28 protein-coding genes and 1 pseudogene (1 of these 29 running past the window's edge) are annotated in these 26,409 nt (G+C 67.3%); 21 read left to right on the top strand and 8 right to left on the bottom strand.

Translation table 11 applies throughout. The features are described from left to right. The 6 genes from BGN95_RS17760 to BGN95_RS17735 all read left to right on the top strand — a co-directional run. Nucleotides 1-302, top strand: a 302-nt coding sequence (locus tag BGN95_RS17760; RefSeq protein WP_286773503.1) for a thiamine pyrophosphate-dependent enzyme, incomplete at its 5' end; no start/stop codon positions are given. 59 nt (nucleotides 303-361) lie between these two features. Further along, nucleotides 362-1,366 (top strand): alpha-ketoacid dehydrogenase subunit beta, encoded by a 1,005-nt coding sequence (locus BGN95_RS17755; protein ID WP_265312315.1) that lies wholly within the window; start codon nucleotides 362-364, stop codon nucleotides 1,364-1,366. Between the two features lie 6 nt (nucleotides 1,367-1,372). Then, nucleotides 1,373-2,665, top strand: a complete 1,293-nt coding sequence (locus tag BGN95_RS17750; RefSeq protein ID WP_265312278.1) for a dihydrolipoamide acetyltransferase family protein — start codon at nucleotides 1,373-1,375, stop codon at nucleotides 2,663-2,665. A 213-nt stretch (nucleotides 2,666-2,878) separates the two neighbouring features. Continuing rightward, the gene (locus BGN95_RS17745; protein WP_179511992.1) at nucleotides 2,879-3,202 is read left to right on the top strand and encodes an ArsR/SmtB family transcription factor; all 324 of its coding nucleotides are present in this window, start codon (nucleotides 2,879-2,881) and stop codon (nucleotides 3,200-3,202) included. Beyond that, nucleotides 3,199-3,648: an SRPBCC family protein gene (locus tag BGN95_RS17740; protein WP_179511991.1), complete on the top strand. Its 450-nt coding sequence runs from the start codon at nucleotides 3,199-3,201 to the stop codon at nucleotides 3,646-3,648. The genes BGN95_RS17745 and BGN95_RS17740 overlap by 4 nt, the downstream gene beginning before the upstream one ends. Beyond that, nucleotides 3,641-4,165, top strand: a complete 525-nt coding sequence (locus tag BGN95_RS17735; RefSeq protein ID WP_265268942.1) for an SRPBCC family protein — start codon at nucleotides 3,641-3,643, stop codon at nucleotides 4,163-4,165. Before BGN95_RS17740 ends, BGN95_RS17735 begins: the two co-directional genes overlap by 8 nt. Nucleotides 4,166-4,211: 46 nt before the next feature. On the opposite strand, the gene BGN95_RS17730 is transcribed toward BGN95_RS17735, so the two are convergent. Then, on the bottom strand, nucleotides 4,212-4,907 hold the full coding sequence (locus tag BGN95_RS17730; protein WP_286773502.1) for a phosphocholine cytidylyltransferase family protein: 696 nt from the start codon (nucleotides 4,905-4,907) through the stop codon (nucleotides 4,212-4,214). Beyond that, nucleotides 4,904-6,013: an inositol-3-phosphate synthase gene (locus BGN95_RS17725; protein ID WP_179511989.1), complete on the bottom strand. Its 1,110-nt coding sequence runs from the start codon at nucleotides 6,011-6,013 to the stop codon at nucleotides 4,904-4,906. Before BGN95_RS17725 ends, BGN95_RS17730 begins: the two co-directional genes overlap by 4 nt. Before the next feature lie 122 nt (nucleotides 6,014-6,135). Here BGN95_RS17725 and BGN95_RS17720 point away from each other — a divergent pair, with 122 nt between their 5' ends. From BGN95_RS17720 to BGN95_RS17710, 3 genes are all read left to right on the top strand, one after another. Further along, a complete protein-coding gene (locus BGN95_RS17720) occupies nucleotides 6,136-7,014 on the top strand; it encodes a CDP-alcohol phosphatidyltransferase family protein (protein WP_179511988.1) in 879 nt (292 codons plus the stop codon). Between the two features lie 66 nt (nucleotides 7,015-7,080). After that, entirely contained in the window at nucleotides 7,081-7,620 is a 540-nt protein-coding gene (locus BGN95_RS17715; protein WP_179511987.1) for a superoxide dismutase family protein, read from the top strand. 153 nt (nucleotides 7,621-7,773) lie between these two features. Continuing rightward, a complete protein-coding gene (locus BGN95_RS17710) occupies nucleotides 7,774-8,241 on the top strand; it encodes a hypothetical protein (protein WP_179511986.1) in 468 nt (155 codons plus the stop codon). Here the strand turns inward: BGN95_RS17710 and BGN95_RS17705 are convergent. After that, nucleotides 8,228-8,896 carry a cyclic nucleotide-binding domain-containing protein gene (locus BGN95_RS17705; RefSeq protein ID WP_265268946.1) on the bottom strand — a complete coding sequence of 223 codons (669 nt, stop codon included), beginning with the start codon at nucleotides 8,894-8,896 and terminating at the stop codon, nucleotides 8,228-8,230. The genes BGN95_RS17710 and BGN95_RS17705 overlap by 14 nt on opposite strands. 437 nt (nucleotides 8,897-9,333) lie before the next feature. On the opposite strand from BGN95_RS17705, the gene BGN95_RS17700 reads away from it, so the two are divergent. The 6 genes from BGN95_RS17700 to BGN95_RS17675 all read left to right on the top strand — a co-directional run bounded on the left by BGN95_RS17700 (nucleotide 9,334) and on the right by BGN95_RS17675 (nucleotide 16,902). Then, the gene (locus BGN95_RS17700; RefSeq protein WP_286773501.1) at nucleotides 9,334-10,866 is read left to right on the top strand and encodes a glycosyltransferase; all 1,533 of its coding nucleotides are present in this window, start codon (nucleotides 9,334-9,336) and stop codon (nucleotides 10,864-10,866) included. Next, on the top strand, nucleotides 10,793-11,125 hold the full coding sequence (locus BGN95_RS17695) for a hypothetical protein (RefSeq protein ID WP_179511983.1): 333 nt from the start codon (nucleotides 10,793-10,795) through the stop codon (nucleotides 11,123-11,125). The genes BGN95_RS17700 and BGN95_RS17695 overlap by 74 nt, the downstream gene beginning before the upstream one ends. 217 nt (nucleotides 11,126-11,342) lie before the next feature. After that, nucleotides 11,343-12,746 carry an MATE family efflux transporter gene (locus tag BGN95_RS17690; protein ID WP_179511982.1) on the top strand — a complete coding sequence of 468 codons (1,404 nt, stop codon included), beginning with the start codon at nucleotides 11,343-11,345 and terminating at the stop codon, nucleotides 12,744-12,746. A 128-nt stretch (nucleotides 12,747-12,874) separates the two neighbouring features. After that, nucleotides 12,875-13,165, top strand: coding sequence for a co-chaperone GroES (gene groES / locus BGN95_RS17685; RefSeq protein ID WP_179511981.1), 291 nt, complete (start codon nucleotides 12,875-12,877; stop codon nucleotides 13,163-13,165). A gap of 56 nt (nucleotides 13,166-13,221) precedes the next feature. After that, entirely contained in the window at nucleotides 13,222-14,859 is a 1,638-nt protein-coding gene (gene groL, locus BGN95_RS17680; protein WP_179511980.1) for a chaperonin GroEL, read from the top strand. A 264-nt stretch (nucleotides 14,860-15,123) separates the two neighbouring features. Next, entirely contained in the window at nucleotides 15,124-16,902 is a 1,779-nt protein-coding gene (locus tag BGN95_RS17675; protein WP_286773500.1) for an ABC-F family ATP-binding cassette domain-containing protein, read from the top strand. A gap of 205 nt (nucleotides 16,903-17,107) precedes the next feature. Here BGN95_RS17675 and rplI read toward each other — a convergent pair whose 3' ends face one another. From rplI to rpsF, 3 genes are read right to left on the bottom strand one after another with little or no spacing between them, the layout of a single operon-like run. Continuing rightward, nucleotides 17,108-17,701, bottom strand: coding sequence for a 50S ribosomal protein L9 (gene rplI / locus BGN95_RS17670; RefSeq protein WP_179511978.1), 594 nt, complete (start codon nucleotides 17,699-17,701; stop codon nucleotides 17,108-17,110). 12 nt (nucleotides 17,702-17,713) lie between these two features. Further along, a complete protein-coding gene (gene rpsR, locus BGN95_RS17665) occupies nucleotides 17,714-17,938 on the bottom strand; it encodes a 30S ribosomal protein S18 (RefSeq protein ID WP_007403456.1) in 225 nt (74 codons plus the stop codon). After that, nucleotides 17,938-18,321: a 30S ribosomal protein S6 gene (gene rpsF, locus BGN95_RS17660; protein ID WP_179511977.1), complete on the bottom strand. Its 384-nt coding sequence runs from the start codon at nucleotides 18,319-18,321 to the stop codon at nucleotides 17,938-17,940. Before rpsF ends, rpsR begins: the two co-directional genes overlap by 1 nt. A gap of 317 nt (nucleotides 18,322-18,638) precedes the next feature. Here rpsF and BGN95_RS17655 point away from each other — a divergent pair, with 317 nt between their 5' ends. The 6 genes from BGN95_RS17655 (at nucleotide 18,639) to mltG (ending at nucleotide 24,826) form a co-directional block, all read left to right on the top strand. Then, nucleotides 18,639-20,060, top strand: a complete 1,422-nt coding sequence (locus tag BGN95_RS17655; RefSeq protein WP_286773499.1) for a glycosyltransferase family protein — start codon at nucleotides 18,639-18,641, stop codon at nucleotides 20,058-20,060. 50 nt (nucleotides 20,061-20,110) lie between these two features. Further along, on the top strand, nucleotides 20,111-21,070 hold the full coding sequence (fabD, locus tag BGN95_RS17650; RefSeq protein ID WP_286773498.1) for an ACP S-malonyltransferase: 960 nt from the start codon (nucleotides 20,111-20,113) through the stop codon (nucleotides 21,068-21,070). A 166-nt stretch (nucleotides 21,071-21,236) separates the two neighbouring features. Continuing rightward, a complete protein-coding gene (fabG, locus tag BGN95_RS17645; RefSeq protein WP_179511974.1) occupies nucleotides 21,237-21,977 on the top strand; it encodes a 3-oxoacyl-[acyl-carrier-protein] reductase in 741 nt (246 codons plus the stop codon). Between the two features lie 103 nt (nucleotides 21,978-22,080). Then, a complete protein-coding gene (locus BGN95_RS17640; protein WP_093663957.1) occupies nucleotides 22,081-22,317 on the top strand; it encodes an acyl carrier protein in 237 nt (78 codons plus the stop codon). 142 nt (nucleotides 22,318-22,459) lie between these two features. Further along, nucleotides 22,460-23,719, top strand: coding sequence for a beta-ketoacyl-ACP synthase II (gene fabF / locus BGN95_RS17635; protein WP_286773497.1), 1,260 nt, complete (start codon nucleotides 22,460-22,462; stop codon nucleotides 23,717-23,719). Between the two features lie 138 nt (nucleotides 23,720-23,857). After that, nucleotides 23,858-24,826, top strand: coding sequence for an endolytic transglycosylase MltG (mltG, locus tag BGN95_RS17630; RefSeq protein ID WP_179511972.1), 969 nt, complete (start codon nucleotides 23,858-23,860; stop codon nucleotides 24,824-24,826). A gap of 96 nt (nucleotides 24,827-24,922) precedes the next feature. Here the strand turns inward: mltG and eda are convergent, their stop codons facing one another. Together eda and BGN95_RS17620 are read right to left on the bottom strand one after the other, a co-directional pair. Further along, nucleotides 24,923-25,543 (bottom strand): bifunctional 4-hydroxy-2-oxoglutarate aldolase/2-dehydro-3-deoxy-phosphogluconate aldolase, encoded by a 621-nt coding sequence (gene eda / locus BGN95_RS17625; RefSeq protein ID WP_179511971.1) that lies wholly within the window; start codon nucleotides 25,541-25,543, stop codon nucleotides 24,923-24,925. Beyond that, nucleotides 25,543-26,409 (bottom strand): annotated as a pseudogene (locus tag BGN95_RS17620) (glucokinase) (it continues 50 nt past the right edge of the window). Before BGN95_RS17620 ends, eda begins: the two are co-directional and overlap by 1 nt.

The raw sequence follows: 26,409 nt of genomic DNA, 5'->3' as shown, positions 1-26,409 counted from the left end.
CGGGCGAGCCCAATGCGTGGCCGCTCGGCGATCCGATCCGCCGGCTCAAGGATCACCTGATCGCGATCGGCGAGTGGGACGAGGAACGCCAGGCGGCGATGGACCGCGAGGTCGCGGAGGAAGTGAAGGCGGCGCAGAAGGAGGCCGAGAAGAACGGCATCCTCGGCCACGGCCTGCACCAGCCGCTCGACAGCCTGTTCGACGGGGTGTTCGAGGAGATGCCGTGGCACCTCGCCGAGCAGCGGCAGATGATGATCGATGAGGAACAGGCTTCGGGCCGTCCGTGGGCGCGCAAGGGGTAATGGAAGTGGCTGAAATCATCGAAACCGAGGCCGGCGCGGAAGCCGGCGATACCCAGCGCATGAACATGATCCAGGCGATCAATTCCGCGCTCGACATAATGATGGCGCGCGACGATGCGATCGTCGTGATGGGCGAGGACGTCGGCTATTTCGGCGGCGTGTTCCGCGCCACCGCCGGCTTGCAGAAGAAATTCGGCAAGACCCGCGTGTTCGATACGCCGATCACCGAATGCGGGATCATCGGCGTCGCGGTGGGGATGGGGGCCTATGGGCTGCGCCCGGTGCCCGAGATCCAGTTCGCCGATTATATCTATCCCGCGCTCGACCAGTTGGTGAGCGAGGCGGCGCGGCTGCGCTATCGCTCCGACGGCGAGTTCATCGCGCCGCTGACGGTGCGCTCGCCGTTCGGCGGCGGGATCTTCGGCGGGCAGACTCATTCGCAATCGCCCGAAGGAATCTTCACCCATGTCTCGGGGCTCAAGACGGTGATCCCGTCGACCCCCTATGACGCCAAGGGGCTGCTGATCGCCGCGATCGAGGACAATGATCCGGTGATCTTCTTCGAGCCGAAGCGGATCTACAACGGCCCGTTCAACGGCCATTGGGATCGCCCGGCGGAGAATTGGTCGAAGCATCCCGCGGGCGAGGTGCCGTCGGGCTATTATCGCATCCCGCTGGGCAAGGCGAACGTGGTGCGCGAGGGCGAGGCGGTGACGATCCTCGCTTATGGCACGATGGTCCACGTCTGCCTCAACGTCGTCGCCGAAGCCGGGGTCGATGCCGAGGTGATCGATCTGCGCACGCTCGTCCCGCTCGATATCGAGACGATCGAGCAATCGGTGCGCAAGACCGGGCGCTGCATGATCGTCCATGAGGCGACGCGCACCTCCGGCTATGGCGCGGAACTCGCGGCGCTGGTGCAGGAGCGTTGCTTCTACCACCTCGAGGCACCGATCGAGCGCGTCACCGGCTTCGACACGCCTTATCCGCACAGCCTCGAATGGGCCTATTTCCCCGGCCCGGTCCGGATCGGCATGGCCCTCAAGAAAATTCTGAAGGACTAAACGACGATGGCGCGTTTCAACTTCCGCTTGCCCGATATCGGCGAAGGCATTTCCGAGGCCGAGATCGTGGCGTGGCACGTGAAGGTCGGCGATCGGGTCGAGGAAGACCAGCAGATCGCGGACATGATGACCGACAAGGCGACGGTCGAGATGGAAAGCCCCGTTTCGGGGACGGTGATCGAACTGGCCGGCGAGGTCGGCGATCAGGTGTCGATCGGATCGACCCTGGTGGTGATCGAGATCGAGGGCGAGGAAGAAGCTGCCAGCGAGATCGCCGCCGAAACCCCGGGCGAGGCGGTGATCGAGCCGGTCGCGGTGGCGGTCGAGAGCGTTTCGCATCCCGAACTGTCGACCAAACCCGAACCTCTCCCCGTTCGGGCTGAGCCTGTCGAAGCCCGTCCCGCGCCCGTGGAGAGCGTTCCGGCCGAACCGGCGCGCCACGTTCTCGCATCCCCGGCGGTCCGGGCGCGGGCGCAGGATCTCGGCATCGATCTGGCGCAGGTGAAGCCGGCCGAGGGCGATCGCGTCCGCCACGCCGATCTCGACGCCTATCTGCGTTATGCCGCGGGGCAGGGCTATCACGCCCCGCACGCCAGCCGTGCGCGCGCCGACGAGCAGATCAAGGTGATCGGGATGCGCCGCCGCATCGCCGAGAATATGGCCGCATCGAAGCGCAATATCCCGCATTTCACCTATGTCGACGAGATCGACGTGACCGAGCTGGAGCGGGTCCGCGCCGATCTCAACGCGTCGCGCGGCGGGCGGCCCAAGCTGACGATGCTGCCGCTGCTGATCGTCGCGATCTGCCGCACCTTGCCCGACTTCCCGATGCTCAATGCGCGTTACGACGACGAGGCGGGGGTGGTGACGCGCTCGGGCCGGGTCCATCTCGGGATGGCGACGCAGACCGATGCCGGGCTCACCGTGCCGGTGATCCGTGACGCGCAGGACAAGAATATCTGGCAGCTCGCCGCCGAGATCACGCGGCTGGCGGAGGCGGCGCGCGCCTCCAAGCTCAAGCCCGAGGAGCTGGGCGGCGGGACGATCACCGTCACCAGCCTCGGCCCGCTCGGCGGGATCGCGACCACCCCGGTGATCAACCGGCCCGAAGTGGCGATCATCGGGCCGAACAAGATCGTCGAGCGTCCGGTGTTCCAGGGCGACGACCTGGTGCGCGCCAAGCTGATGAACCTCTCGATCAGCTGCGACCACCGCGTCGTCGACGGCTGGGATGCCGCGAGCTACGTCCAGGCGCTCAAGAAATTGCTCGAAACCCCGGTGTTGCTGTTCGCCGACTGACGGCGCTTCACTTACCACCTTTCGTCATGCCGGACTTGATCCCGCATCCAGAGCCTCACAGGCTGCCGCTTGTGGCTCTGGATGCCGGGTCGAGCCCGGCATGACGTCGTTTAGGCGCCCAAAGTTCACAAAGTTCACACGAGTGACCGCATTCGCCGCTTAATATTCAACCAAAGGGTTTACATTATCGGTATCGCTGGGTAATGAAACCTTATGGTTGAATATTCGCTCGATCTGACCTTTGCCGCGCTCGCCGATCCCACCCGGCGCGCGATGCTCGACGCGCTGCGCGGCGGGGAGCGGTCGATCGGCGATCTCGCCGCGCCGCATGCGATGACCTTCGCCGGCGCCGCCAAACATATCGGCGTGCTCGAACGCGCCGGGCTGATCGAGCGGCGCAAGGCCGGGCGCCAGCAGCTTTGCCGGTTGAAGGCCGATCGCTTTACCGAGGCAGAGGCGTGGCTCGCCGAATGGCGCCGCTTCTGGAACGCCCGGCTCGATACGCTCGAGGCGCTATTGCAGGAGGATCAGGCATGAACGAGCCGGTTCGGCTGACGATCACGCGCGACTTCGCCGCGCCGCCGACCCGGGTGTTCGACGCCTGGCTCGATCCGGCGCAGGCGCGACGCTTCCTGTTCGCGACGCCCGGGGGCGAGATGCTGGCCTGCGCGATCGACGCGCGGGTCGGCGGGGAGGCGCTGATCGTCGAGCGCCGCGCGACCGGCGACGCCGCGCACCGGCTGCGTTTCGAGGCGATCGACCGGCCGCGCCGTCTGGTGTTCCTGTTCGGCGCCGATCCCGCGCCGCCCGATCAATGGACCCGCGTCACGCTCGATCTGGCGCCGCTGCCGCGCGGCGGCACGCGGCTGACGCTGACGCACGAGATGGCGCCGGAATGGGCCGATTATGCCGATCGCACCCGCGAAGGCTGGACGATGATCCTCGAAACATTGGGAAAGACACTGGAGAACGATCATGGCTGACCGCATCACCGCGCATGAATTGCGCTTCGAACGCTTGCTCGCCGCGCCGCTCGACCGGGTGTGGCAATATCTGGTCGATCCCGAGTTGCGCGCACGCTGGTTCATGGGCGGGCCGACCGATCTGCGCCCCGGCGGGACGATCGGGATGACGATGGCGCACGACAATCTGTCCGACGAGGCGGTGCCGACCCCCGCGCGCTATGCCGAGGCGATCGGAAAGACGTGGAGCGAGCGCATCCTGCGCGTCGAGCCGCCGCACCTGCTCGCCTTCACCTGGTCGAACGGCGAGGCGGGGGAGGTGACGATCACGCTCGCGGCGGAAGCGGCCGACAAGACCCGGCTGGTGCTGGAACATACCGGGCTGCGCGGGCGCGAGGACGCCGCGAACTTCGGTGGCGGCTGGGGCGCGCATCTCGACGCGCTGGAGCGCCGCGTCGCGGGCGAGGGCGTCGCGGATTTCTGGAAGCTCCACGCCGAAGCGGAGCAGCGCGCAGAGGCTGCGCTGGAGGCGGCCTGACGCGCTTTTCTCCCCTCCCTTCAGGGAGGGGAGGTGAGCGGAGGGCTCAGGCCGCCAGCGCGGCTTCGGCCTGGTCGAGCGCCTTGGGGTCGTCGACGTCGAGCCACCAGGTGTCGCCGATATCGGTGACGCGCGCGCCGCCGGTTGCGGCGAGCGCCTCGACCCCGGCGGAGATCGACCCCGCGCCGCCCGCCGTGATGCTCGCACGCAACGCGTCGTGGAAGCGCCCGTCGACCGCGAACACCCCGCAGTCGAACGCGTCGTAATCGGGAAGATGCTTGCCGATCGCGACGATCGCGTCGCCCTGCGTGCGCACGCGGGTGACGTCGTCGAGATCGACCAGCGGATTGCCGAGTCGCCGGTCGATCGCCAGTGTCAGCGCCGCCGGCGGCGCGGCGATCGTGCGCGCGACCAGCGCCGGATCGAACAGATGATCCGCCATCATCAGCAAATGACGTTCGGGGCCGAGCGCATCCGCGCCGGTCAGCACCGAATGCCCGTTGGCGAGCGACCAATCCGGGGTGCGGACGCAGGTGATCGCCGGATCGAGCGCGGCCAGATACGCCTCGACCGCCTCCGCCTCATGCCCGGTCACGACGGTGAACGCGCTCGCGCCGCCCGCCCGCGCCGCAGCGATCACGCGCGCGATGAGCGGCGTGCCGGCGACGAGGGTGAGCGGCTTCGAGGGAGACACCGTCCGCAGCCGGCTGCCATAGCCGGCTGCGACGATGAGCGCCTTCACTCGGCGGCGAGCCGCGCGGCGTCGCCGTGGATGAAATCGTCGGTCATCTGCGCGGCGACATCGTCGGTATATTGTTCCGGCGGATGCTTGCAGAAGAATGACGACGGGCCGGTCAGCGCGCCGGCGATGCCGCGATCGAGCGCGAGCTTGCAGCAGCGGATCGCATCCACCACCACCGCGGCCGAATTCGGGCTGTCTTCGACCGAAAGACGAAGTTCGAGGTTCATCGGTACGTCGCCGAACAGATTGCCCTCGAGCCGCAGGAAGCAGAGCTTATTGTCGTGCAGCCAGGGGATATAGTCCGACGGGCCGACGTGGATATTCTCGTCCGCCAGCCGCTCGGCGAGCACCGCCTGCACCGCTTCGGTTTTCGATTCCTTCTTGCTCGACAGGCGATTGCGGTCGAGCATGTTCATGAAATCGGTGTTGCCGCCGGTGTTGAGCTGATAGGTGTGATCGATCGTCACGCCGCGGCTCTTGAACAGGTTCGAGAGGACGCGGTGAACGATCGTCGCGCCGACCTGCGCCTTCACATCGTCGCCGATGATCGGCAGCCCGGCCTTGGCGAAGCGCGCTTCCCATTCCGGCTGCGAAGCGATGAACACGGGCATGCAATTGACCACGGCGAGGCCCGCTTCGATCGCGCATTCCATGTAAAATTCAGTCGCCGCCTGGCTGCCGACCGGCAGGAAGTTGACGAGAACCTCGGCGCCCGATTCCTTCAGCGTGCTGACGATCGACGCGCGATCCGAATCGGGCGTGTCGTCCACCTCGAAGCCGCGGTCGTTGGCCACGGTGAGCATATGGCCGGCAACGCCGTCCAGCTTGGCGCCCATGCGAACGATCGTGCCGGTCTTGGGCACTTCGGCGTGGAACACCTTGGTGCAATTCGGCTTGGCGAAGATCGCCTCGCCGAGATCAAGCCCGACCTTACGCGAATCGACGTCGAACGCGGCGACGAATTCGATATCGCCGACCTTGTAGCCACCCACGTCTTCGTGGATCAGACCGTGCGGCTTATTGCTGTTGGCGTAATGATACTTGCCTTGCACCAGGCTGCTTGCGCAGTTGCCTACCCCGATGATGGCGACCTTAATCGATGACATTCAACCCCCGCTTGTCGGAGAGACCGACGGATGACAACTCGATTGCAGTGTGGTGACAGATGCGTCACGTCTGTCAAGCAAATGACGCATTCGTTATACGGTGTTTTGAAGGGAATCCCTCATTGGCGACGATCGAATTGCCGCAAACCGTGACCGGAAAACCGCGCGAACTGCAAGGGTTTCTCAACCATAATGTTTATCACCCGGCGGCGCGCGGGCTGGCGCGCGCGCTGGCCGCGACCCCGGTGACGCCGAATATGGTGTCGATTTTCGGTGCGGCGATGGTCTGCGCGACGGGCGTGCTCTACGCGCTGGTCGGCACCCCCTGGGCGATCGCGACCGGCTTTGCGCTGCATCTGCTGTGGCATGTCGTCGACGGGGCCGACGGCGATCTTGCGCGGATGACCGGGCGCGCCAGCCCGCGCGGCGAGGTGGTCGACGGGCTGTGCGATTATGGCGGGCATACCGTGCTCTACCTGCTGCTCGGCTATGCGCTGCAGCAGATGTTCGGCGTGTGGGTGTGGCCGATCGTGGTCGGCGCCGGGGTGTCGCGCATCGCGCAATCGGTGTTCGCCGAAAGCTCGCGCCGCAGCTACCAATATTGGGCCTATGGCGTGCCGTGGATCCAGCACAACCGCGCGGTTGAATCGACCGGCGTGGGCGGCGCGCTGGCGCGCTTCTACCTCACGGTATCGCATGCGCTGACCGGCGCGACCGAGCCGGTCAACGCGCTGGTCGCCAGCGCGGAGCCCGATCCTCCGGAGCGCCAGCGCATCGCGCGGCTGGCGCGCGAGACGGGGCGGCGCACCTTGCTGTTGCCGGGGGTGCTCGGCGCCAATCCGCGCACGATCCTGCTCGGCCTTAGCATGATCGCGGGGTCGTCGATCTGGTTCTTCCTGATCGAGCTGACCGTGCTCAACGTCGTGCTGGTCGTCGCGATCGCGCAGCAGCGCGGCGATTGCCGCCGGCTCGCGCAATTGATTGCCCGTGGACGGGATTGAGCGCATCGCGGAACCCGCGACAGAGTCGATGATTGGTTCGCCCGAGCGGATAAAGGGAGAAGAAAGATGCGTGTCACGACGGTGATGATGATCGGGGCCGGCGCGCTCGCGCTGATGGCGTGCCGCGACGACGGCGGCGTGTCGGCCGGCACCCCGGTCGCGGGCGGCGCGCGCGCCGTTGCCGCGCTTCATTCGGCGAGTGGCGCCGACGTCGGCCGCGCCACCGCGACCGAAGTGGCGGGCGGGCTGCGCGTCACCGTCGACGCCAAGGCGCTGCCGCCGGGAACGCATGGCGCGCATATCCACACCACCGGACGCTGCGACCCGCCGGGGTTCGAGACGGCGGGCGGGCATTGGAACCCGCTGATGAAGAAGCACGGGTCGATGAACCCGCAGGGGCCGCACGAGGGCGACATGCCCAATCTGGTGATCGATTCGGGCGGACGCGGCACCGTCGCCGCGGTCATTCCCGGCGCGACGATGGCCGGGCTGCTCGATACCGACGGCGCGGCGCTGGTGATCCACGCCAATCCCGACGATCTGGCGACCGACCCCTCCGGCAACAGCGGCGCGCGGATCGCCTGCGGGGTGTTCCAGCCGAGCTGACGGGCGCTGCGGGCGCGCTCGCCGCCCGGGGTCCCTGCTTTCGCGGAACCCGGCGTGGTTTTGGTGCCGTTCGTCGCGGCGCTTTGACGATGATCAAAGCGCCCGCGACCGGCGCCGGCACGCTGCCCCGGTCTGCCGCCGGGAAAAGGAGCGATGGCCGCACCTACCGATCGATCGCAGCTCGCGCTTGTCGAGCCGACGCCGGATACGATCGAAGACGATCATGTCATCCAGCGGGCTTTATGCTGCGATCTGGAGGCGCTGGCGGATGGTCTGCCCGCGCTTCCGCCCTCCGCCGCGATCCGCCGGTTGTGCGCGCGGGTGACCGGCATCACCACCGTCCATTTCGCGCGCGCCGAGCGGGTCGTCGCGCGCTTGCCGGCGGGGGCGCGTCCCGATGCGGCCGCGCTGGCGGGGCTGCGCGAGATGCATGCGCTCGATGCCGCGCACGGCGACGATCTGGTGACGGCATTGCGCGATCGCCTCGGCCCGCTGCCCGATGCGCAGGCGGGGCAACTCGCTTATATGCTGCGCTGTTTCTTCGACGGATGCCGGCGCGCGATCGCATTGAAGGAAAGCTGGCTCGCCGCCGCGCGCCGCGCGGATGTCACGCCGGATTGACGATCGCTTCGAGCACCGCCGAATTGAGGATCACGCATTCGCGCTCGCCGCGCGAGAAATCGATGACGCGATCGCTCTTGAGCCGGGTGAGCTGCCGGCTGATCGTCTCGATCGTCAGCCCGAGGAAGCCGGCCATCTCGCCGCGGCTGATCGGGATCAGCACGCGGATCTCGCCCGCCGCGCCGCACATGCCGGTCCGCCGCGCGAGATCGAGCAGGAAGTCCGCCACGCGTTCGCGCGCATCCTTGCGGCCCAGCGACAGCATCCGCTCCTGCGCTTCATGCAGCGAGGCCATCGTGCGTTCGAGGAGCAGCCGCTCCATTCGCGGATAACTGGCCAGCGCGCGCTCGAAATCGGCGCGGGGAAAGGCGCACAGATCGGTATCGGTCAGCGCGGTGACGGTGAGCGAGGCTTCGTTGACGAACAATTGCCCGAGGAAATCCCCCGCGAACAACAGGCCGACGATCTGTTCGCGCCCGTCGGCGGTGGAGGCGGAAACCTTCAGCGCGCCCGAGATGACATTGGCGCAATGGCTGTTGGCGTCCCCCGCCCAGGTGACGACCTGACCCGCCGACACCCGCCAGCGCCGGCCGAGCGCGCTGAGGATCGCCAGCCGCTCGTCGCTGATGCTGGCGCACAGCGTCTTGTTCCGCACGGCACAGTTGAGACAGCGCTGACACTCGCGTGCCGGCGGGGGCAAATTCACCGCAATGTGCGTGTTGCTCAGCACAATGTCGAACCCCCTGCGTCGAACCCGCTGCGCGAAGGAGCGATCAATCGCCCCGGCGTATGCTATCTTCGATCGAGACATAGCCCACCGCGAGCGAGAAGGCGATGCAGGCGCCGATCGACAAATAGAGAAACCAGTGTTCGGTGAAGGACATTTGGAGCTCCCGCGGCGATCTTGCCTTGTCCCCGGACGATCGGGCGAGAGGGTGCCGCCGGGCCTTGATCCAGATCAAAACCCCAGCATTTCCGGGCCTAACCTGTGTCATAACCGCACAGGCGGGATTCCGCCGCAGCGCCACGTTGTTGCGCTGACCGGCCTTTGTGACCTTAGGGATCGCTTACAAAGTTTTACCGGTGTCGAGCATGAACAGCGTCGGAAAAGCATCGTTCGGGACGCCTGCCGCCCACTCGCCGCTGCCGTTCGCGACGGCGGCGGGGGGCGGCGGCGGCCGCGCGATCGCGGTGCTGATGGCGGTTGTCACCCTCTACGGGCTCTATTCCGTGCCCGGGCTGATACGGCATTGGGGCGGCATCGACGCGGCGGCGCTGCTGGTGCTGGCATTATGGCTGGCGGCCGCGGCGCTGGCGATCCCGTTGTTCGCGCGCCGCCCCGCGGGGCGGACGTGGCTGGTGCTCTTGCTCGTCACCGCCGGGTTGCGGATCGGGGTCGCGATCCCGTGCCTCGATCGCGTTCCGGGCGGCGACGCCTTATTCTACCCGTTGCTCGCCTATAGCCTGTCCCACGGGCACGGCCTGCAGGTGCACGAGCCGTTTATCGGCGAGACGGTGCGCGCGCTCTATCCGCCGCTCTATCCGCTCGTGCTGGCGGGGTGGTACGGTGCCTTCGGGCTCGCGACCGGCGCCTTGTGCGCGCTCAACCTGCTGATCGACGGGGCCGCGGCGCTGCTGGTCGCGCGGCTCGGGCAACGGACCGGACACGCCGGGGCGGGGCGCGCGGCGGCGTGGCTCTATATGATCTGGCCGAGCGTGCTCCTGTCGTCGCCGCTGGCGCAGAAGGAAGGGCTGGTCGCGCTGCTCGTCCTCGCGCTCGCGCATGCCTGGCTGCGCGCGCGGGTGCGCGCCGATCGCCGCGTGATCGCGCTGATCGGGGTGGCGAGCGGGCTGCTCGCGCTGACCCAGCCCGCGCTCGCGCCGCTGTCCGCGATTCTCGGGCTGCTGCTGATGTGGCGGACCCCGCCGGCGCTGATCCGCGCGGCGAGCGGCGGGGCGATCGTCGCGGCCTTGCTGATGCTGCCGTGGTGGATACGCAACTGGCTGGCGTTCCACACCTTCATCCCGCTGACCTCGGCCGGCGGGATAAGCTTGTGGATCGGCAACACCCCCGATGCGACGGGCAATTGGATCGCCGCACCCGCCGCGCTGCGCGGGATACCCGAACTCGCTTATTCGCGGACGCTGGCGGCGATGGCCTGGCATTGGATCGAGCAGAACCCGGCCGGGTTCGTCCGCCTGACGCTGCAGAAGTTCTTCCGCGCGATGGCGATCGCGCAGGCGGAGGTCGCGCGGCTCGGCGATATGCGTCCCGCCCCGTCGCCGCGGCTTGCGCAATCCTTGTTCCCGGTGGCGCAGGCGACGCACCTCTTGTTGATCGGTACGGCGGCGCTTGCCTTGTGGCGCCGGCCGCGTGGCGCTGTGGCATTGCTCGTCGCGGCATGTCTGATCCAGCTTGCGCTGTTCAACATCTGGTTCGAATTCGGCGAGCGGCATCGCGAATTCCTGACCCCGTTCCTCCTGCTGCTCGGTTGCGCCTGCGCGCCCGATTTCCTAGATTCGCTCAAGGAACGTCACCGGAGAAGGACAGATGAAAGCGATAATCGTCTTCCCGCTCGTCGCGCTGCTTGGCGCCTGTTCGGGCCATTCGGGGGCATCCGATAACCACGCCGCTGCGGCCGCCAATCTGCAGGATACCGGCGCGATCGTCGAAAAACTGCCGCCGGGGCAGCAATGGGGCGTGTTCATGCGCGCGATCCGCGATGCGGGGCTGTCGTGTCAGGACGTGATCGACGCGGTCCGCGTCGGCGACGAGAATGGCGTCCCGACGTGGCGCGCGAAATGCGACGACGGCGTCGAGCATCTCGTCTCGATCAAAAAGGGCGGGGTCGCGATCGTGACGAGCCGGCCCGACGGGCGTTAGGCTTCCTCGGGGTAATCCATTTTCTCCCCTCCCTTAACGAGGGTGGGGAGAAGAGGGGGGGATAGGCTCCGATATTTCCAAATTAAGTCATAATCTTAGCGGCGGTCTTGCCAGTGTAATGCGCAAGGGTTAGACGAGCGTACGGCCACCCGAGGAGGCCGTGCTGGCGTGCGACCCGGCGTTCGTTCCACCCCGAGAACCGCAAAGTCGCACCGTCATGACCGCCGAAACCCTTGCGCCGCTCACCGGCTCTGCTCCCGCGACGGCGCGAGCGGAATTGCGCGCGCTGCTCACGCTCGCCGGGCCGCTGGTCGGCGCGAACCTGCTGCAGATGGCGGTGGCGGCGGTCGACGTGATCTTCGTCGCGCGGCTCGGCACGGTCGAGCTGGCGGCGGCGACGCTCGGCGTGTTCATGTTCAACCTGCTGATGTATTCGACGATCGGGCTGACGACCGCGGCCTCGCCGCTGATCGCGGCCGAGCTCGGCCGGCGCAAACATGCGGTGCGCGAGGTGCGGCGCAGCTTCCGCATGGCCTTATGGGTCGGCGCCGCCGCGGCGATCGTCGTGATGATCATCCTGTGGAACGGCGAGCGGCTGCTGCTGCTCGCCGATCAGGATCCGGCGGTCGCGCGGCGCTCGGGTCATTTCCTGCATATCATCCTGCTCGGCACCTTCCCGGCGGTCGCCGCCGGGGTGATGCGCACCAGCGCCGCCGCGCTCGGCCGCCCGGGCTGGGCGTTCGGCGTGACAGGGATGGCGCTGGCGTTCAGCATCGTCGCCAATTGGTGCCTGGTGTTCGGCAATGCCGGCTTCCCCCGGCTCGGGCTCGAAGGATCGGCGCTGGCGAGCGTGCTCAGCCTGTCGCTGATGGCGATTGCTTATTGGCTGATCCTGCATTTCGATCGCCGGCTGCGGCGCTATCGCCTGTTCGGGCGCTGGTGGCGGAGCGAATGGTCGCGCTTCCGCGAGATCGTCCGGCTCGGCTTGCCGATCTCGCTTACCTGGATGGCGGAGGGCGCGCTGTTCGGCGGCGCCTCGCTGCTGATGGGGGTGCTCGGGGTCAAGGAGGTCGCGGCGCATGCCGTCGCGCTCAACATCGCCTCGCTGACCTTCCAGGTGCCGCTCGGGATCGCGCAGGCGGCGACGATCCGTGTCGGCATGGGCTATGGCGCGCGCAACAGCGAGTGGATCCGCCGCGCCGGGCGGATCGCGCTCGCGGTCGGCACCGGCTCGATGGCGATCAGCGCACTCACGATGTGGGTCGCGCCGCGGCTGCTGGTCAGCGCCTATCTCGATCTCGGCAACCCGCTCAACGCCCCGGTGGTGCATCTCGCGGTGAGCTATCTCGCGGTGGCGGCGGTGTTCCAGCTCGTCGACGGCATCCAGGTGGTGGCGGCGGCGAACCTGCGCGGGCTGCAGGATACGCGCGTGCCGATGCTGGTCGCGCTGTTCGGCTATTGGGTGGTCGGCTTCGGCACTGCGATCGTTTTGGGCTTCCGCACCCCGCTTGCCGGGGTCGGCATCTGGATGGGGCTGGCGGCCGGATTGCTGGTCGTTTCGATCCTGCTGATGTGGCGCTGGAGCGCGCGCGACCGGCTCGGGCTGACGGCCGCGCGCTAAACCGTCACAAATTTTTTGTACGCCTCGCCATTGACCGGGGCTGGGCCGACCCACATATGCGCGGCGCTGGCACTCGGCTTCTTCGAGTGCCAACGAATTGTCACATTGCCTTTAGAGAGGGAACAGCAATGAACTTTCGTCCGTTGCACGACCGCGTTCTCGTCCGCCGCGTCGAGGCGGAAGAGAAGACGGCCGGCGGGATCATCATCCCCGACACCGCCAAGGAAAAGCCGCAGGAGGGCGAGGTCGTCGCCGCCGGTGCGGGCGCCAAGAGCGAAGACGGCAAGGTCACCCCGCTCGACGTGAAGGCGGGCGATCGCATTCTGTTCGGCAAGTGGTCCGGCACCGAAGTCAAGGTGAACGGCGAAGACCTGCTGATCATGAAGGAAAGCGACATCCTCGGCATCGTCGAGGGCTGATCGGCGTTCCGCCACCCGAATTTCTTCAACATTCGTCAGATTGAAAGGTAGCCAACATGGCAGCCAAGGACGTCAAATTCTCGCGCGACGCGCGCGAGCGCATTCTGAAGGGCGTGGACATCCTCGCCGACGCGGTGAAGGTCACTTTGGGGCCGAAGGGCCGCAACGTTGTGATCGACAAGTCGTTCGGCGCGCCGCGCATCACCAAGGACGGCGTCACCGTCGCCAAGGAAATCGAACTCAAGGACAAGTTCGAGAACATGGGCGCGCAGATGGTCCGCGAGGTCGCCTCGAAGACCAACGACATCGCGGGTGACGGCACCACCACCGCCACCGTGCTGGCGCAGGCGATCGTCCGCGAGGGCATGAAGTCGGTCGCGGCCGGCATGAATCCGATGGACCTGAAGCGCGGCATCGACCTCGCGGTCCACAAGGTCGTCGACGACGTCAAGGCGCGTTCGAAGGCGGTTTCGGGCTCGAACGAGATCGCCCAGGTCGGCATCATCTCGGCCAACGGCGACAAGGAAGTCGGCGAGAAGATCGCGGAAGCGATGGAGAAGGTCGGCAAGGAAGGCGTCATCACCGTCGAGGAGGCCAAGGGCCTCGAATTCGAACTCGACGTGGTTGAGGGCATGCAGTTCGACCGCGGCTATCTGTCGCCGTACTTCATCACCAACCCGGAAAAGATGCAGGTCGAGCTCAACGACCCGTACATCCTGATCCACGAGAAGAAGCTGTCGAACCTGCAGTCGATGCTGCCGATCCTCGAGGCGGTTGTGCAGTCGGGTCGTCCGCTGCTGATCATCGCCGAGGACATCGAAGGCGAGGCGCTGGCCACCCTGGTAGTCAACAAGCTGCGCGGCGGCCTGAAGGTCGCGGCGGTCAAGGCGCCGGGCTTCGGCGATCGTCGCAAGGCGATGCTCGAAGACATCGCGATCCTCACCAAGGGCGAAGTCGTCAGCGAAGATCTCGGCATCAAGCTCGAGAACGTCACGCTCGGCATGCTCGGCACCGCCAAGCGCGTGACGATCGACAAGGACAACACGACGATCGTCGACGGCGCCGGTGACGAGGCCGCGATCAAGGGCCGCGTCGAGGCGATCCGCCAGCAGATCGAAGTGACGACCAGCGATTACGACCGCGAGAAGCTCCAGGAGCGTCTGGCCAAGCTCGCCGGCGGCGTCGCGGTGATCAAGGTCGGCGGTGCGACCGAAGTCGAGGTCAAGGAGCGCAAGGATCGCGTTGACGATGCGCTGCACGCGACCCGCGCTGCGGTCGAGGAAGGCATCGTTCCGGGCGGCGGCACCGCGCTGCTGTACGGCACGAAGGCGCTCGACGGGCTCAAGGGCGCCAACGACGACCAGACCCGCGGCATCGACATCGTCCGCAAGGCGCTGACCGCGCTGGTCAAGCAGATCGCGCACAACGCCGGCCACGACGGCGCGGTGGTTGCGGGCAAGCTGCTCGACGGCGGCGATCAGTCGATCGGCTTCAACGCGGCGACCGACACCTATGAGAATCTGGTGCAGGCCGGCGTGATCGATCCGACCAAGGTGGTGCGTACCGCGCTGCAGAACGCCGCATCGGTGGCGGGTCTCCTCATCACCACCGAGGCGACCGTGGCCGAGCTGCCGGAAGACAAGCCGGCGATGCCGGCGATGCCGGGCGGCGGCATGGGCGGGATGGACTTCTGATCCGAATGCGGCCTCGGCCGGCCACGCTGGCCGAGGACTCGCATCGGATCGGACAGCCGGTCGGCGCAGCTGATCCGGTCTGACGTCACGGCGGCGGCTTTGCCGTCGCCGGTTCCGAACCGAAAAGAACAGGCCGGGGGCGCAAGCCTTCCGGCCTTTTCTTATGCCTTCTTCCCTTCTCCCCTCTTCACCAGGGAGGGGAGAAGGGAAGAAGGGGCGTTAGGCGGTTCCCAAATCCCCCCCGCATCCCTATCTGCGCCCCTCATGGCTGCCCCCATTCTCGCATATGAAGACCTTGGCGTCGTCCAGGGCGCCGGCTGGCTGTTTCGCCACCTCGATCTCTATATCCAGCCGCGCGACCGGCTGGCGCTGATCGGGCGCAACGGCGCGGGCAAGACGACCCTGCTCAAGCTGATCGCGGGGCGCATCGACGCCGACGAGGGGCGGCGCACGATCGTCCCCGGGACCAAGGTGATCCTGCTCGAACAGGAGCCCGATCTCACCGGTTTCGCGACGCTCGCCGATTACGTCCTGTCCGCCCCCGATGCCCCACAGCATTTCGAGGCCGAGGCGATCGCCGGGCAGCTCGGCATCGATCTCACCCGCGACGCCGGGACCGCGAGCGGCGGCGAGCGGCGCCGTGCCGCGATCGTCCGCGCGCTGGCGCAGTCGCCCGACGTGCTGCTGCTCGACGAGCCGACCAACCATCTCGATATCGCCGCGATCGAATGGCTGGAGGACTGGCTCCAGCGCTTCAACGGCGCGTTCGTCGTGATCAGCCACGATCGCACCTTCCTCACCCGGCTGACCAGACAGACATTGTGGCTCGACCGCGGGAGCCTGCGCCGCGCCGAGATCGGCTTCGGCGGGTTCGAGGCTTGGACCGATCAGGTCGCGGCCGAGGAACAGCGCGCCGCCGAGAAGCTCGACGCCAAGCTCAAGATCGAGGAGCATTGGCTCCAGCGCGGGGTCACCGGGCGGCGGCGGCGCAATCAGGGGCGGCTTACCAAGCTCAAGGAGATGCGCGCCGAGCGTGCCGCGATGATGGGGCCGCAGGGCACCGCCGCGCTGGCGATGGCCAATGACGACGCGCGCTCGAAGGTGGTGATCGACGCCGAGCATGTCACCAAGGCCTATGGCGACCGCCCGATCATCCGCGACTTCACCTTCCGCGTGACACGCGGCGACCGCATCGGGCTGGTCGGGCGCAACGGCGCGGGCAAGTCGACCCTGCTCAAATTGCTGACCGGGGAGCTGGAGCCGGATAGCGGCAAGGTGAAGCTCGCCAAGACGCTCGACGCGATCGTGATCGACCAGCAGCGCAGCCTGATGGCCCCCGACAAGAGCGTGCGGCAGGTGCTGGCCGACGGCGGCGACTGGATCGAGGTGCTCGGGGTCAAGAAGCACGTCCACGGCTATCTCAAGGAATTCCTGTTCGATCCGTCGATCGCCGACGCCAAGGTCGGCTCGCTGTCGGGCGGCGAGCGCTCGCGCGTGCTGCTGGCGCGCGAATTCGCGCGGCCGTCGAACCTGCTCGTGCTCGACGAACCCACCAACGATCTCGATCTCGAAACGCTCGATCTGTTGCAGGAAGTGATCGCCGATTATGACGGCACGGTGCTGATCGTCAGCCACGATCGCGATTTTCTCGATCGCACGGTGACGGTGACGCTCGGGCTCGACGGGTCGGGGCAGGTCGATGCGGTGGTCGGCGGCTATGAGGATTGGGAGCGCCAGCGCAGGCGGCGGCCCGAACCGAAGAAGGCCGCGCCGGCAAAGGCTGCGCCCCCGCCGCCACCGCAGCCGCGCGTCAAGCTCAGCTACAAGGACCAGCGCGATTACGACCAGCTCCCCGCGCGGATCGAGGCGCTCGACGCGGCGATCGCGCGCGACGAGGCGGCGCTCGCCGATCCGGGGCTCTATGCGCGCGATCCCGCGGCGTTCGACCGGCTGACCAAGGCGATCGGCGCCGCGCGCGAGGAGAAGGAAGCGGCGGAACTGCGCTGGCTGGAACTGGCCGAGCAGGTCGAGGCTTTGGGTTAAACCTACCTCCGTTCGCCCTGAGCTTGTCGAAGGGTTGTCTTTCTTCATCGGAAGAAAGGGCAGGGCTTCGACAAGCTCAGCCCGAACGGGGAGGGCGCGCATCATTTTTCACCGGCGTCTGGCGCCGGGGTGGTAGCGCAAAGAAAAAGGCCCGCCGGATCGCTCCAGCGGGCCTTATTCCTTATCCCCGAAAGGGAAGCGGGCGTTACGCCTGCTCCGCCTCCGGCTGAGCTTCGGCGGTGGCGCCCGGCTCGGCGTTGGGATCATAATCCTCGGTGAAGCCGCCCTGATCGCGACCTTCCTCGAACATCTGCGCCGTCACGTCGACGCCCGAGGCCTGCAGCTCGGCTTCTTCCGGCGAGCGGGCGACGTTGACCTTGACGGCAACGGCCACTTCCGGGTGCAGCGCGACCTTGACCTCGTACACGCCGATCGCCTTGATCGGGCGATCGAGCACGACCTGGCTCTTGGCGACCTTGTGCGCATCGGCGACCAGCGCCTCGACGATGTCGCGCACCGCGACCGAACCGTAAAGCTGGCCGGTGTTCGACGCCTGGCGGATGATCGTCACGCTGACGTTGTCGAAGCCCTTGGCTTCCTTTTCAGCGTCGGTGCGACGGTTGGCATTGTCCGCCTCGATGCGGGCGCGATTGGCCTCGAACACCTTGCGGTTGGCTTCGTTGGCGCGAAGCGCCTTCTTGTTCGGCAGCAGGTAGTTGCGGGCGAAGCCATCCTTCACCTTCACCACATCGCCGATGGTGCCGAGCTTCTCGACACGTTCAAGCAGAATGACGTCCATGTGAGCCGCTCCTTACTTCACGACGTAGGGCAGCAGGCCCAGGTGACGCGCGCGCTTGATCGCCTGGGCGAGCTCGCGCTGCTTCTTGGCCGACACGCTGGTGATGCGCGACGGAACGATCTTGCCACGCTCGGAGACGAAGCCCTGCAGCAGCCGGACGTCCTTATAGTCGATCCGGGGGGCGTCCTTCGCGGAGAAGGGGCAGCTCTTGCGGCGGCGGAAGAACGGACGGGCCATTACGCGAACTCCTCCTCACGATCGCGACGCGCGCGATCGGCGCGACGCTCACGGTCACGCTCCTGCTTGCGCATCATCACCGACGGGCCGGCCTCATGCGCGTCGACCTTGACGGTCATGTAGCGGATGATGTCTTCGTTGATCTGGTTCTGACGCTCCAGCTCGGCGATCGTGTCGCCGGGGGCGTCGATTTCGATCATCACATAATGCGCCTTGCGGTTCTTCGCGATGCGATACGCCAGGCTGCGGAGACCCCAGGTCTCGGTCTTGATGATCTTCCCGTTATGGGCTTCGACGATCTTGGTGGCGGCTTCCGCCATCGCGTCCACCTGCGCTTGTGCCAAATCCTGGCGCGCAAGGAACACGTGCTCGTAAAGAGCCATGTGCTTTCCTTCGTTGGCCGATCGCTGACATGGCCCCGTGCCATGCCCCTCCGGCTGTCGTCTCACAAACAGCTCACGGGGCGAAGGATCGCTCCGTCGCCCGCGAGAGGGCGGTCCCATATAGGAAAATGGCGAAAAGGCAAGGGTGGGGAGGGGCCGACCTTCCCTCGTCATTCCCGCGAAGGCGGGAACCCATTCTGGCTGGCCTATCGAATTAAGCCGCGCCACCAGGGTTAATGGACTCCCGCCTTCGCGGGAATGACGGAATAGGGACAAGGTAAACCGAATCTCCACCGACGCGGCGGTAGGGGCGGCTGATGACATCTGCGGGTTCGCGACATAACCGGCTGTGGCCCGCGCTGCTGATCGCCGCGGCGATGCTCGCCGTGTGGGTCGGCTGGGTCGGCTTCGAGGCGTCGGACGATTCGCTTTATTATGCGGGTGCCGACGCGTGGCTGCGGCATCCGCCGTCGGCGGGCGTGGATCATTGGACGACGCGTTTCCCGCTGGTGCTCGCCTTCGCCGGGGTGCTGGCGATCGTGGGGCGCGGCTTCGCCGCGTTTGCGGTGACGGGGCTGCTGTTCTACGCGATCTTCGTCGCTTTGGTCGGGCGATATGCGCACGGCATCGGCGGCGCGCGGGCGGGGTGGATCGCGACGCTGCTGATCGCGACTCTGCCGGTGGTCGTCGCCAACGCCACCACCGCCGGGATCGATCTGGTCGAGGCAAGCGCGCTGATCGCAGGGGCGATGCTGCTCGGCGGCGCGCGGGCCGGTATCGGGCGCGGATTCGCCGCCGGACTGTGCTTCGGCATCGCGATCCTGTGCCGCGAGACGAGCCTGCTCCCGCTCGCCGTCTTCGCGCCGTTATTCCTGATCGGGCGCCCGGTGCCGCGTCGCGTGCTGTTTGCCGCCGGTATCGGCATCATGCTGGTGCTCAGCGTGGAGGCAGCGTTCCAATATGCGCTGACCGGCGATCCGCTGCGTCGCTATGCGATCGCTTTCCACCACGACGAACATATCGACCGCGCCGCCAATGCCGAGGGCAATTTCCTGCTGTGGCCGCCGATCGACCCCTTGCTGGTGTTGCTGGTCAACGACGATTTCGGGCTCCTGTTCTGGCTCGCCGGGATCGCGCTGGCGCTGGGCGCGACGCGCGGGCTTGGCGAGGGGGCACGGCGCCGGCTGATCGTCCTCGCGGCGATAGCGGCGAGCGGCTTCGTCCTGGTCGGGGCGCTTTATACCAAATTGGTGCTCAACCCGCGCTATTTCATGCTCGCCGCGGTTGCCGCGACTCTGGTGCTGGCCGTGTGGCTCGATCGGCTGCCCGCGCGGTGGCGCATCGGGCTGCTCGCGGCGATCGTCGCCAGCGACCTGATCCTGATGGGCGCGGGCAATGCGCATCCGCATTGGCAGGCCGAGGCGCTGGTCGCCGCCGCCCGCGCGCATCCCGGCGAGATCGTCGCGGGCGCACCGGCGGACGTGCGCCGCGCCGAGATACCGATCGCCTTCGGGCAATTGCACAACATCCGCGCCACGCCCGCGGCGCCCGGCGGACTGGCGGTCGCGCCGGCCGATGCGGCGCCGGCAGGGACGATCGTCGCGCGCTACCCGCCGCCGCCGACCCGGCTCGGCAGCCTGATCCGCGCGCTCGGATTGGCCCCGCTGGTGCCGCCGGCGATCGCGCACCGGCTGTTCGCGCCGGGCACCGAAATCGTGCTGGTCCGCACGCGAGGTTGACCCCGCGCCATTCCCGCGCTTACGCCGCGCGCTTCGATCAAGGAGGCAGCATGCGCGCGTTCATCTTTCCGGGGCAGGGGAGCCAGTCTGTCGGCATGGGCAAGGCGCTCGCCGACGCGAGCCCCTATGCGCGCGAGGTCTTTCAGGAGGTCGACGAGGCGCTCGGGCAAAATCTGTTCCGCCTGATGGCCGAGGGGCCGGCCGAGGAGCTCACGCTCACCGAAAACGCCCAGCCCGCGATCATGGCCAATGCCATCGCCACATTGCGCGTGCTCGAGCGCGAGGGTGGGGTGTCGCTGGCCGACAAGGCCGATTTCGTGGCGGGGCATTCGCTCGGCGAATATAGCGCCTTGTGCGCAGCGGGGACGTTCGACCTCGCCACGACGGCGCGGCTGCTCAAGCTGCGTGGGCAGGCGATGCAGGCGGCGGTGCCGGTCGGGGTCGGCGCGATGGCGGCGTTGCTCGGCGCCGATCTCGAAAAGGCCGAGGCGATCGCCGCCGCGGCGATCGAGGCGGTGCGCGCGGAGACCGGCGAGACGCTCGTCTGCGCGGTCGCCAACGATAACGATCCCTCGCAGGTGGTGATCAGCGGCCATAAGGAGGCAATCGATCGCGCGGTGGCGCTGGCCAAGGATCATGGCGCGAAGCGCGCGCTGCCGCTCCCCGTCTCGGCGCCGTTCCACTGCTCGCTGATGCAGTCCGCCGCCGAGGCGATGGAAAAGGCGCTCGCCGAGGCGCGCATCGCCGCGCCGCTCGTGCCGCTCTATTGCAACGTCGATGCGGCGCCGGTCGGCGCGGTCGATGCGATCCGCACCGGGCTGGTGCGGCAGGTGACCGGGATGGTGCGCTGGCGCGAATCGGTGCTGGCGATGCATGAGGCCGGGGTAAGCGATTTCGTCGAATTCGGCGGCAAGGTGCTCGGCCCGATGGTCAAGCGCATCGCGCCGGATGCGGCGCCGCTCAGCGTCGTGACGATGGACGATATCGAAGCGCTGCTGAAGACGCTTTGAAGTCTCGTCACCCGGCTCGAGGCCGAGGTGACGGCAGAAAGAATAACCGTCATGCCGGGCTTGATCCGGCATCCAGGGCGACGGGCGGCGGCATGTGTGGCTCTGGATGCCGGGTCAAGCCCGGCGTGACGGTGGATGAGGCAGCGGGATTTTCCAGGAGATTCAAATGTTCGACCTGACAGGCATGACCGCGCTGGTGACCGGCGCTTCGGGCGGGATCGGTTCGGCGATCGCGCGCGGGCTCGCGGCGCAGGGCGCGCGGCTGGCGGTTTCGGGCTCCAATGCCGAAAAGCTCGCTGCGTTTCGCGACAGCCTCGGCGGCGATCACGTCGCGGTGCCGGCCAATCTGTCCGATCCGGCGGCGGTCGATGCCCTCGTCCCCGCGGCGGCGGAAGCGCTCGGCGGGCGACTCGATATCCTCGTCAACAATGCCGGCGTCACGCGCGACAATCTCGCGATGCGGATGAAGGACGAGGAATGGCAGCAGGTGATCCAGGTCAACCTCGAAGCCGCCTTCCGCCTGATTCGCGCTGCAGCCAAGCCGATGATGAAGCAACGCTTCGGCCGGGTGATCTCGATCACCTCGGTCGTCGGGCAGACCGGGAATCCGGGGCAGGCCAATTATGCCGCGTCCAAGGCGGGGCTGGTCGGCATGTCCAAGGCGCTGGCGCAGGAGCTGGCCAGCCGCAACATCACGGTCAATTGCGTCGCCCCCGGCTTCATCCGCTCGGCGATGACCGACGTGCTGCCGGAAGCGCAGAAAACCGCACTGCTCGGCAGGATTCCGGCCGGCGATCTCGGCACCGGGGAAGACATCGCCGCCGCGGTCGTCTATCTCGCGTCGAAGGAAGCGGGCTATGTCACCGGCCAGACGTTGCATGTGAACGGCGGAATGGCGATGGTGTAAGCCCAAGTTTGCCCGCTAAGATGAACGCACGCTTGCCACGAACCCCAAGCCGTTCTAGCTGCGTTCAGCAACCAATAACCCCCAACGATATGAGGGCCAGATAATGAGCGAGACCGCCGACCGCGTGAAGAAGATCGTCGTCGAGCATCTGGGCGTCGAAGCCGACAAGGTGACCGAGGACGCCAGCTTCATCGACGATCTCGGTGCCGACAGTCTCGACATCGTCGAGCTGGTGATGGCGTTCGAGGAAGAATTCGGTGTCGAAATCCCTGACGACGCCGCCGAGAAGATCACGACCGTCAAGGACGCGATCAGCTATATCGACGAGCACAAGGGCTGAGACGGGGATCAAACCCCAGAGCTAAGCTGTCCTGAACGCCCTGCGCTTGTCGAAGGGATGCCGCCATTGGCAGCAGGATAGTGCTTCGACAGGCTCAGCCCCATAAGGGGCTGGGCCTGTTGTATTTTTCGGAGATTCGCACATGCGTCGCGTCGTTGTCACCGGTCTTGGCCTCGTTACCCCGCTCGGTGCGGACGTCGAGACGAGCTGGGCCAATCTGATCGCCAGCCGGTCGGGCGCGGGCCCGATCACCCGTTTCGATGCGTCGGACCAGAAGTGCCGCATCGCCTGCGAGGTGAAACCGGCCGATCATGCTTACGGTTTCGATCCGTCGAAGCGCGTCGATCACAAGATCCAGCGCCAGGTCGATCCGTTCATCATCTATGGCATCGATGCCGCCGGGCAGGCGCTCGAAGACGCCGGGCTCACCGAAATGACCGAAGCGGAGCGATTCCGCGCGGGCTGCTCGATCGGCGCGGGGATCGGCGGATTGCCGGGAATCGCCAGCGAATCGATCGTCTGCCACGAAAAGGGGCCGGGGCGCGTTTCGCCGCACTTCGTCCACGGGCGGCTGATCAACCTCATTTCGGGGCAGGTTTCGATCAAATACGGGCTGATGGGGCCGAATCATGCGGTGGTCACCGCTTGCTCGACCGGCGCGCATTCGATCGGCGACGCCGCGCGGATGATCGCGATGGACGATGCCGATGTGATGCTCGCGGGCGGCGCCGAGGGCGCGATCTGCCCGCTCGGCATCGCCGGCTTCGCGCAGGCGCGCGCGCTGTCGACCAATTTCAACGACACGCCCGAAAAGGCGAGCCGCCCCTATGACCGCGATCGCGACGGCTTCGTGATGGGCGAGGGCGCGGGCGTGGTGGTGCTCGAGGAATATGAGCGGGCCAAGGCGCGCGGCGCCAAGATCTATGGTGAGGTGATCGGCTACGGTCTCTCCGGCGACGCCTATCACGTCACCGCGCCGCATCCCGAAGGCTCGGGCGCGTTCCGCTCGATGGAAATGGCGATGCGCAAGAGCGGGCTGTCGCTGAGCGATATCGACTATATCAACGCCCACGGCACCTCGACCCCGCTCGGCGACGAGCTCGAGCTCGGCGCGGTGCGGCGGCTGTTCGGCAATGCGATCGGCAACCTGTCGATGTCCTCGACCAAATCCGCGATCGGTCATTTGCTGGGCGGCGCCGGCGCGGTCGAATCGATCTTCTGCCTGCTCGCGATGCGCGACCAGATCGTCCCGCCGACGCTCAACCTCGACAATCCGAGCGAGAATTGCGCCGGCGTCGATCTCGTGCCGCATGTCGCCAAGAAGCGGCCGGTGCGCGCGGTGCTCAACAATTCGTTCGGCTTCGGCGGGACCAATGCCTCGCTGGTGATGAAGGCAGTCTAACATGACCATCCCGGCGGAGGGGCACCCCGCAAAGTACCACTTTGCGGGGACCCCGATGGCCGGGATCCAGTCTCGGCCGGCCCGTTGCTGGACCCCGGCCTTCGCCGGGGTGGAAACGAGAGCCGGGATGATAATGGAATGAGAAAGCTCGGTTGCCTCGCGACGTTGCTCGTCATTCTCGGCGGGGCGACGCTCGGCTGGTTGACCCACGACTGGCTCGGGGCGGGGCCCGCCGCCAAGCCCGTCGCGGTGATCGTGCCCGAGGGCGCGACGCTGGCGCGCGCGGCGAACGAATTGCAGCGCGCCGGCGCGATCCGTTCGGCGATCCGTTTCCGCGGCTTCGCGCGGCTGCTCGGCAACGGGCAGGCGATCAAGGCGGGCGAATATGCGGTGCCGGCGCACGCCAGCGCGTCCGACGTGCTGACGCTGCTGCAGGAGGGGCGGGTCCGCCAGCGGCTCGTCGCGGTGCCGGAGGGCTTTCCCTCGATCCTTGTCCATGAGGCGCTGATGAAGGCCGACGGGCTGGTCGGCGATGTCGCGGTGCCGGCGGAAGGGTCGATCCTGCCTGACAGCTATGCCTATCAGAAGGGCGATACGCGTGCGTCGGTCGTCGCGCGGATGCAGAAGGCGATGCGCGATTATCTCGCCGCGGCGTGGAAACGCCGCAAACCGGGGATCGCGGTGTCGACCCCGGAACAGGCGATCATCCTTGCCTCGATCGTCGAGAAGGAAACCGGCAAGCCGGAGGAGCGGCGCAAGGTCGCGGCGGTCTATGCCAACCGCCTGAAGCGCGGGATGCCGCTGCAGGCCGATCCGACGGTGATCTACCCGATCACCAAGGGCAAACCGCTCGGCCGCCGCATCCTGCAATCCGAGCTGCGTGCCAAGAACGGCTATAATACTTACGCCGAGGCCGGCCTGCCGGTCGGGCCGATCGCCAATCCGGGGCGCGCCTCGATCGACGCGGTGCTCGATCCGGCACGGAGCGACGCGCTCTATTTCGTCGCCGACGGCACCGGCGGGCATGTGTTCGCCAATACGCTCGAACAGCACAATGCCAATGTGAAGAAATGGTACGCCATCCGCCACGCGCGGGGGGAGATGTAACTAACCTCCGTTCGGGCTGAGCTTGTCGAAGCCCTGTCCTTTTCTTCCTCGGAAGAAGGGCAGCCCTTCGACAAGCTCAGGGCGAACGGTGCGGGATTAACGCAACCCCGCCGCCGCGCGTGCCTTTGCCTCCACCTCGGCCATCGAGGCCCCCGCGGGCGTCACCCAACTCCCCCCGACGCACAGCACCGGCGCGAACCCCAGCCAATCGCGCGCGCTGGCTTCGGTGATCCCGCCGGTCGGGCAGAAGCGGCATTGGTGGAAAGGGGCCGCGAGCGCCTTCAGCGCCTTGAGCCCGCCGCTCGTCTCCGCCGGGAAGAATTTGAAATGCGTAAGCCCCAGATCGAGCCCGCGCATGATATCCCCCGCGGTTGCGACGCCGGGCAGGAAAGGCACGTCGCTGTCGATGATCGGGCGCGCGAGCCGCTCGGTGAGGCCGGGCGAGACGATGAATTCGGCGCCCGCTTCCATCACCGCCTCGAACTGCTCGGTTGAAACGACCGTGCCGGCGCCGACGATCGCGCCGGGCACCTGCTTCATCTCGCGGATCGCATCGAGCGCGGCGGGGGTGCGCAACGTCACCTCCAGCACCCGGAGCCCGCCGGCGACGAGCGCCTCGGCGAGCGGTCGCGCGGTCGCCGCATCGTCGATGACGAGCACGGGGATGACCGCGCTGGTGCGCATCAGACCTTCGATCGCGGGGACGTTATCGGTCATCATTCATGCTCCTGGGCAAAGGCGGCCGCGGCGCCGAACAGGCCGGGCTGGGGATGGGTGATCAGCTTGACCGGGATCTCCGCCATCATTGACTGGAACCGGCCCTTGGCGACGAAGCGGTGCGCGAAGCCCGAGCGGAGCAATTTGTCCTTGATCCTGAGCCCGAGCCCGCCCGCGATCACCACACCCTTGCCGCCCTGGGCCAGCGCGAGATCGCCCGCCACCGCGCCGAGCGCGAGGCAGAAGCGATCGAGCGCGGCGAGCGCGAGCGGATCGGTGCCCTCGAGCGCCTCCTGCCAGATCGTCCGATCGTCACGCATCGACACCGCGCGGCCCTCGAGCTCGGCGAGCGTTTCGTAGATCGCGACGATCCCCGGCCCGGCGCAGACGCGCTCGGTCGAGACGCGGGTGAAGGCCTTGCGCAGCCGCTGCACCAGCGCATCCTCGATCGCGTCGAGCGGGGCGTAATCGACATGCCCGCCCTCGGTGGCGAGGACATGATAGCGCGCCGCGGTACGCAGCACCTGCGCCACCCCCAGCCCGGTGCCGGGGCCGCAGACGGTGGTGACGCCCTCCGCCGGCAGCGGCACATCGGGGCCGCAGAGATGCTCGAACTGGTCGGCGGGCATTTGTGCCACGGCATGCCCGACCGCCCCGAAATCGTTGATGATCGTATAGGTTTCCGCGCCGAGCCGCTCGGGGATGAGCGACGGGCGGATCACCCAGGGATTGTTGGTCAGCCGGATCAGATCGCCGGTGATCGGCGACGCGACCGAGATCGCCGCGGCCCGGGGGACGGCGCGGCCGAGCCCGGCGGCGAACGCCTGCCAGGCGGTTTGCAGCGAGGCATGTTCGGCGGTCTTGAG

Source organism: Sphingomonas sp. 66-10, assembly GCF_001897045.1.
GTDB classification, from domain to species: domain Bacteria; phylum Pseudomonadota; class Alphaproteobacteria; order Sphingomonadales; family Sphingomonadaceae; genus Sphingomonas; species Sphingomonas lycopersici.
The sequence above is the reverse complement of the archived record's forward strand: the minus strand, read 5'-3'. Positions and strand labels throughout refer to the sequence as shown.

Coding starts and splice junctions, on each gene's coding strand:
- BGN95_RS17755 (WP_265312315.1), top strand. CDS start 362: ATGAACATGATCCAGGCGATCAATTCCGCGCTCGACATAATGATGGCG.
- BGN95_RS17750 (WP_265312278.1), top strand. CDS start 1,373: ATGGCGCGTTTCAACTTCCGCTTGCCCGATATCGGCGAAGGCATTTCC.
- BGN95_RS17745 (WP_179511992.1), top strand. CDS start 2,879: ATGGTTGAATATTCGCTCGATCTGACCTTTGCCGCGCTCGCCGATCCC.
- BGN95_RS17740 (WP_179511991.1), top strand. CDS start 3,199: ATGAACGAGCCGGTTCGGCTGACGATCACGCGCGACTTCGCCGCGCCG.
- BGN95_RS17735 (WP_265268942.1), top strand. CDS start 3,641: ATGGCTGACCGCATCACCGCGCATGAATTGCGCTTCGAACGCTTGCTC.
- BGN95_RS17725 (WP_179511989.1), bottom strand. CDS start 6,013: ATGTCATCGATTAAGGTCGCCATCATCGGGGTAGGCAACTGCGCAAGC.
- BGN95_RS17715 (WP_179511987.1), top strand. CDS start 7,081: ATGCGTGTCACGACGGTGATGATGATCGGGGCCGGCGCGCTCGCGCTG.
- BGN95_RS17710 (WP_179511986.1), top strand. CDS start 7,774: ATGGCCGCACCTACCGATCGATCGCAGCTCGCGCTTGTCGAGCCGACG.
- BGN95_RS17700 (WP_286773501.1), top strand. CDS start 9,334: ATGAACAGCGTCGGAAAAGCATCGTTCGGGACGCCTGCCGCCCACTCG.
- BGN95_RS17695 (WP_179511983.1), top strand. CDS start 10,793: ATGAAAGCGATAATCGTCTTCCCGCTCGTCGCGCTGCTTGGCGCCTGT.
- BGN95_RS17690 (WP_179511982.1), top strand. CDS start 11,343: ATGACCGCCGAAACCCTTGCGCCGCTCACCGGCTCTGCTCCCGCGACG.
- groES (WP_179511981.1), top strand. CDS start 12,875: ATGAACTTTCGTCCGTTGCACGACCGCGTTCTCGTCCGCCGCGTCGAG.
- groL (WP_179511980.1), top strand. CDS start 13,222: ATGGCAGCCAAGGACGTCAAATTCTCGCGCGACGCGCGCGAGCGCATT.
- BGN95_RS17675 (WP_286773500.1), top strand. CDS start 15,124: ATGGCTGCCCCCATTCTCGCATATGAAGACCTTGGCGTCGTCCAGGGC.
- rplI (WP_179511978.1), bottom strand. CDS start 17,701: ATGGACGTCATTCTGCTTGAACGTGTCGAGAAGCTCGGCACCATCGGC.
- rpsR (WP_007403456.1), bottom strand. CDS start 17,938: ATGGCCCGTCCGTTCTTCCGCCGCCGCAAGAGCTGCCCCTTCTCCGCG.
- rpsF (WP_179511977.1), bottom strand. CDS start 18,321: ATGGCTCTTTACGAGCACGTGTTCCTTGCGCGCCAGGATTTGGCACAA.
- BGN95_RS17655 (WP_286773499.1), top strand. CDS start 18,639: ATGACATCTGCGGGTTCGCGACATAACCGGCTGTGGCCCGCGCTGCTG.
- fabD (WP_286773498.1), top strand. CDS start 20,111: ATGCGCGCGTTCATCTTTCCGGGGCAGGGGAGCCAGTCTGTCGGCATG.
- fabG (WP_179511974.1), top strand. CDS start 21,237: ATGTTCGACCTGACAGGCATGACCGCGCTGGTGACCGGCGCTTCGGGC.
- BGN95_RS17640 (WP_093663957.1), top strand. CDS start 22,081: ATGAGCGAGACCGCCGACCGCGTGAAGAAGATCGTCGTCGAGCATCTG.
- fabF (WP_286773497.1), top strand. CDS start 22,460: ATGCGTCGCGTCGTTGTCACCGGTCTTGGCCTCGTTACCCCGCTCGGT.
- mltG (WP_179511972.1), top strand. CDS start 23,858: ATGAGAAAGCTCGGTTGCCTCGCGACGTTGCTCGTCATTCTCGGCGGG.
- eda (WP_179511971.1), bottom strand. CDS start 25,543: ATGACCGATAACGTCCCCGCGATCGAAGGTCTGATGCGCACCAGCGCG.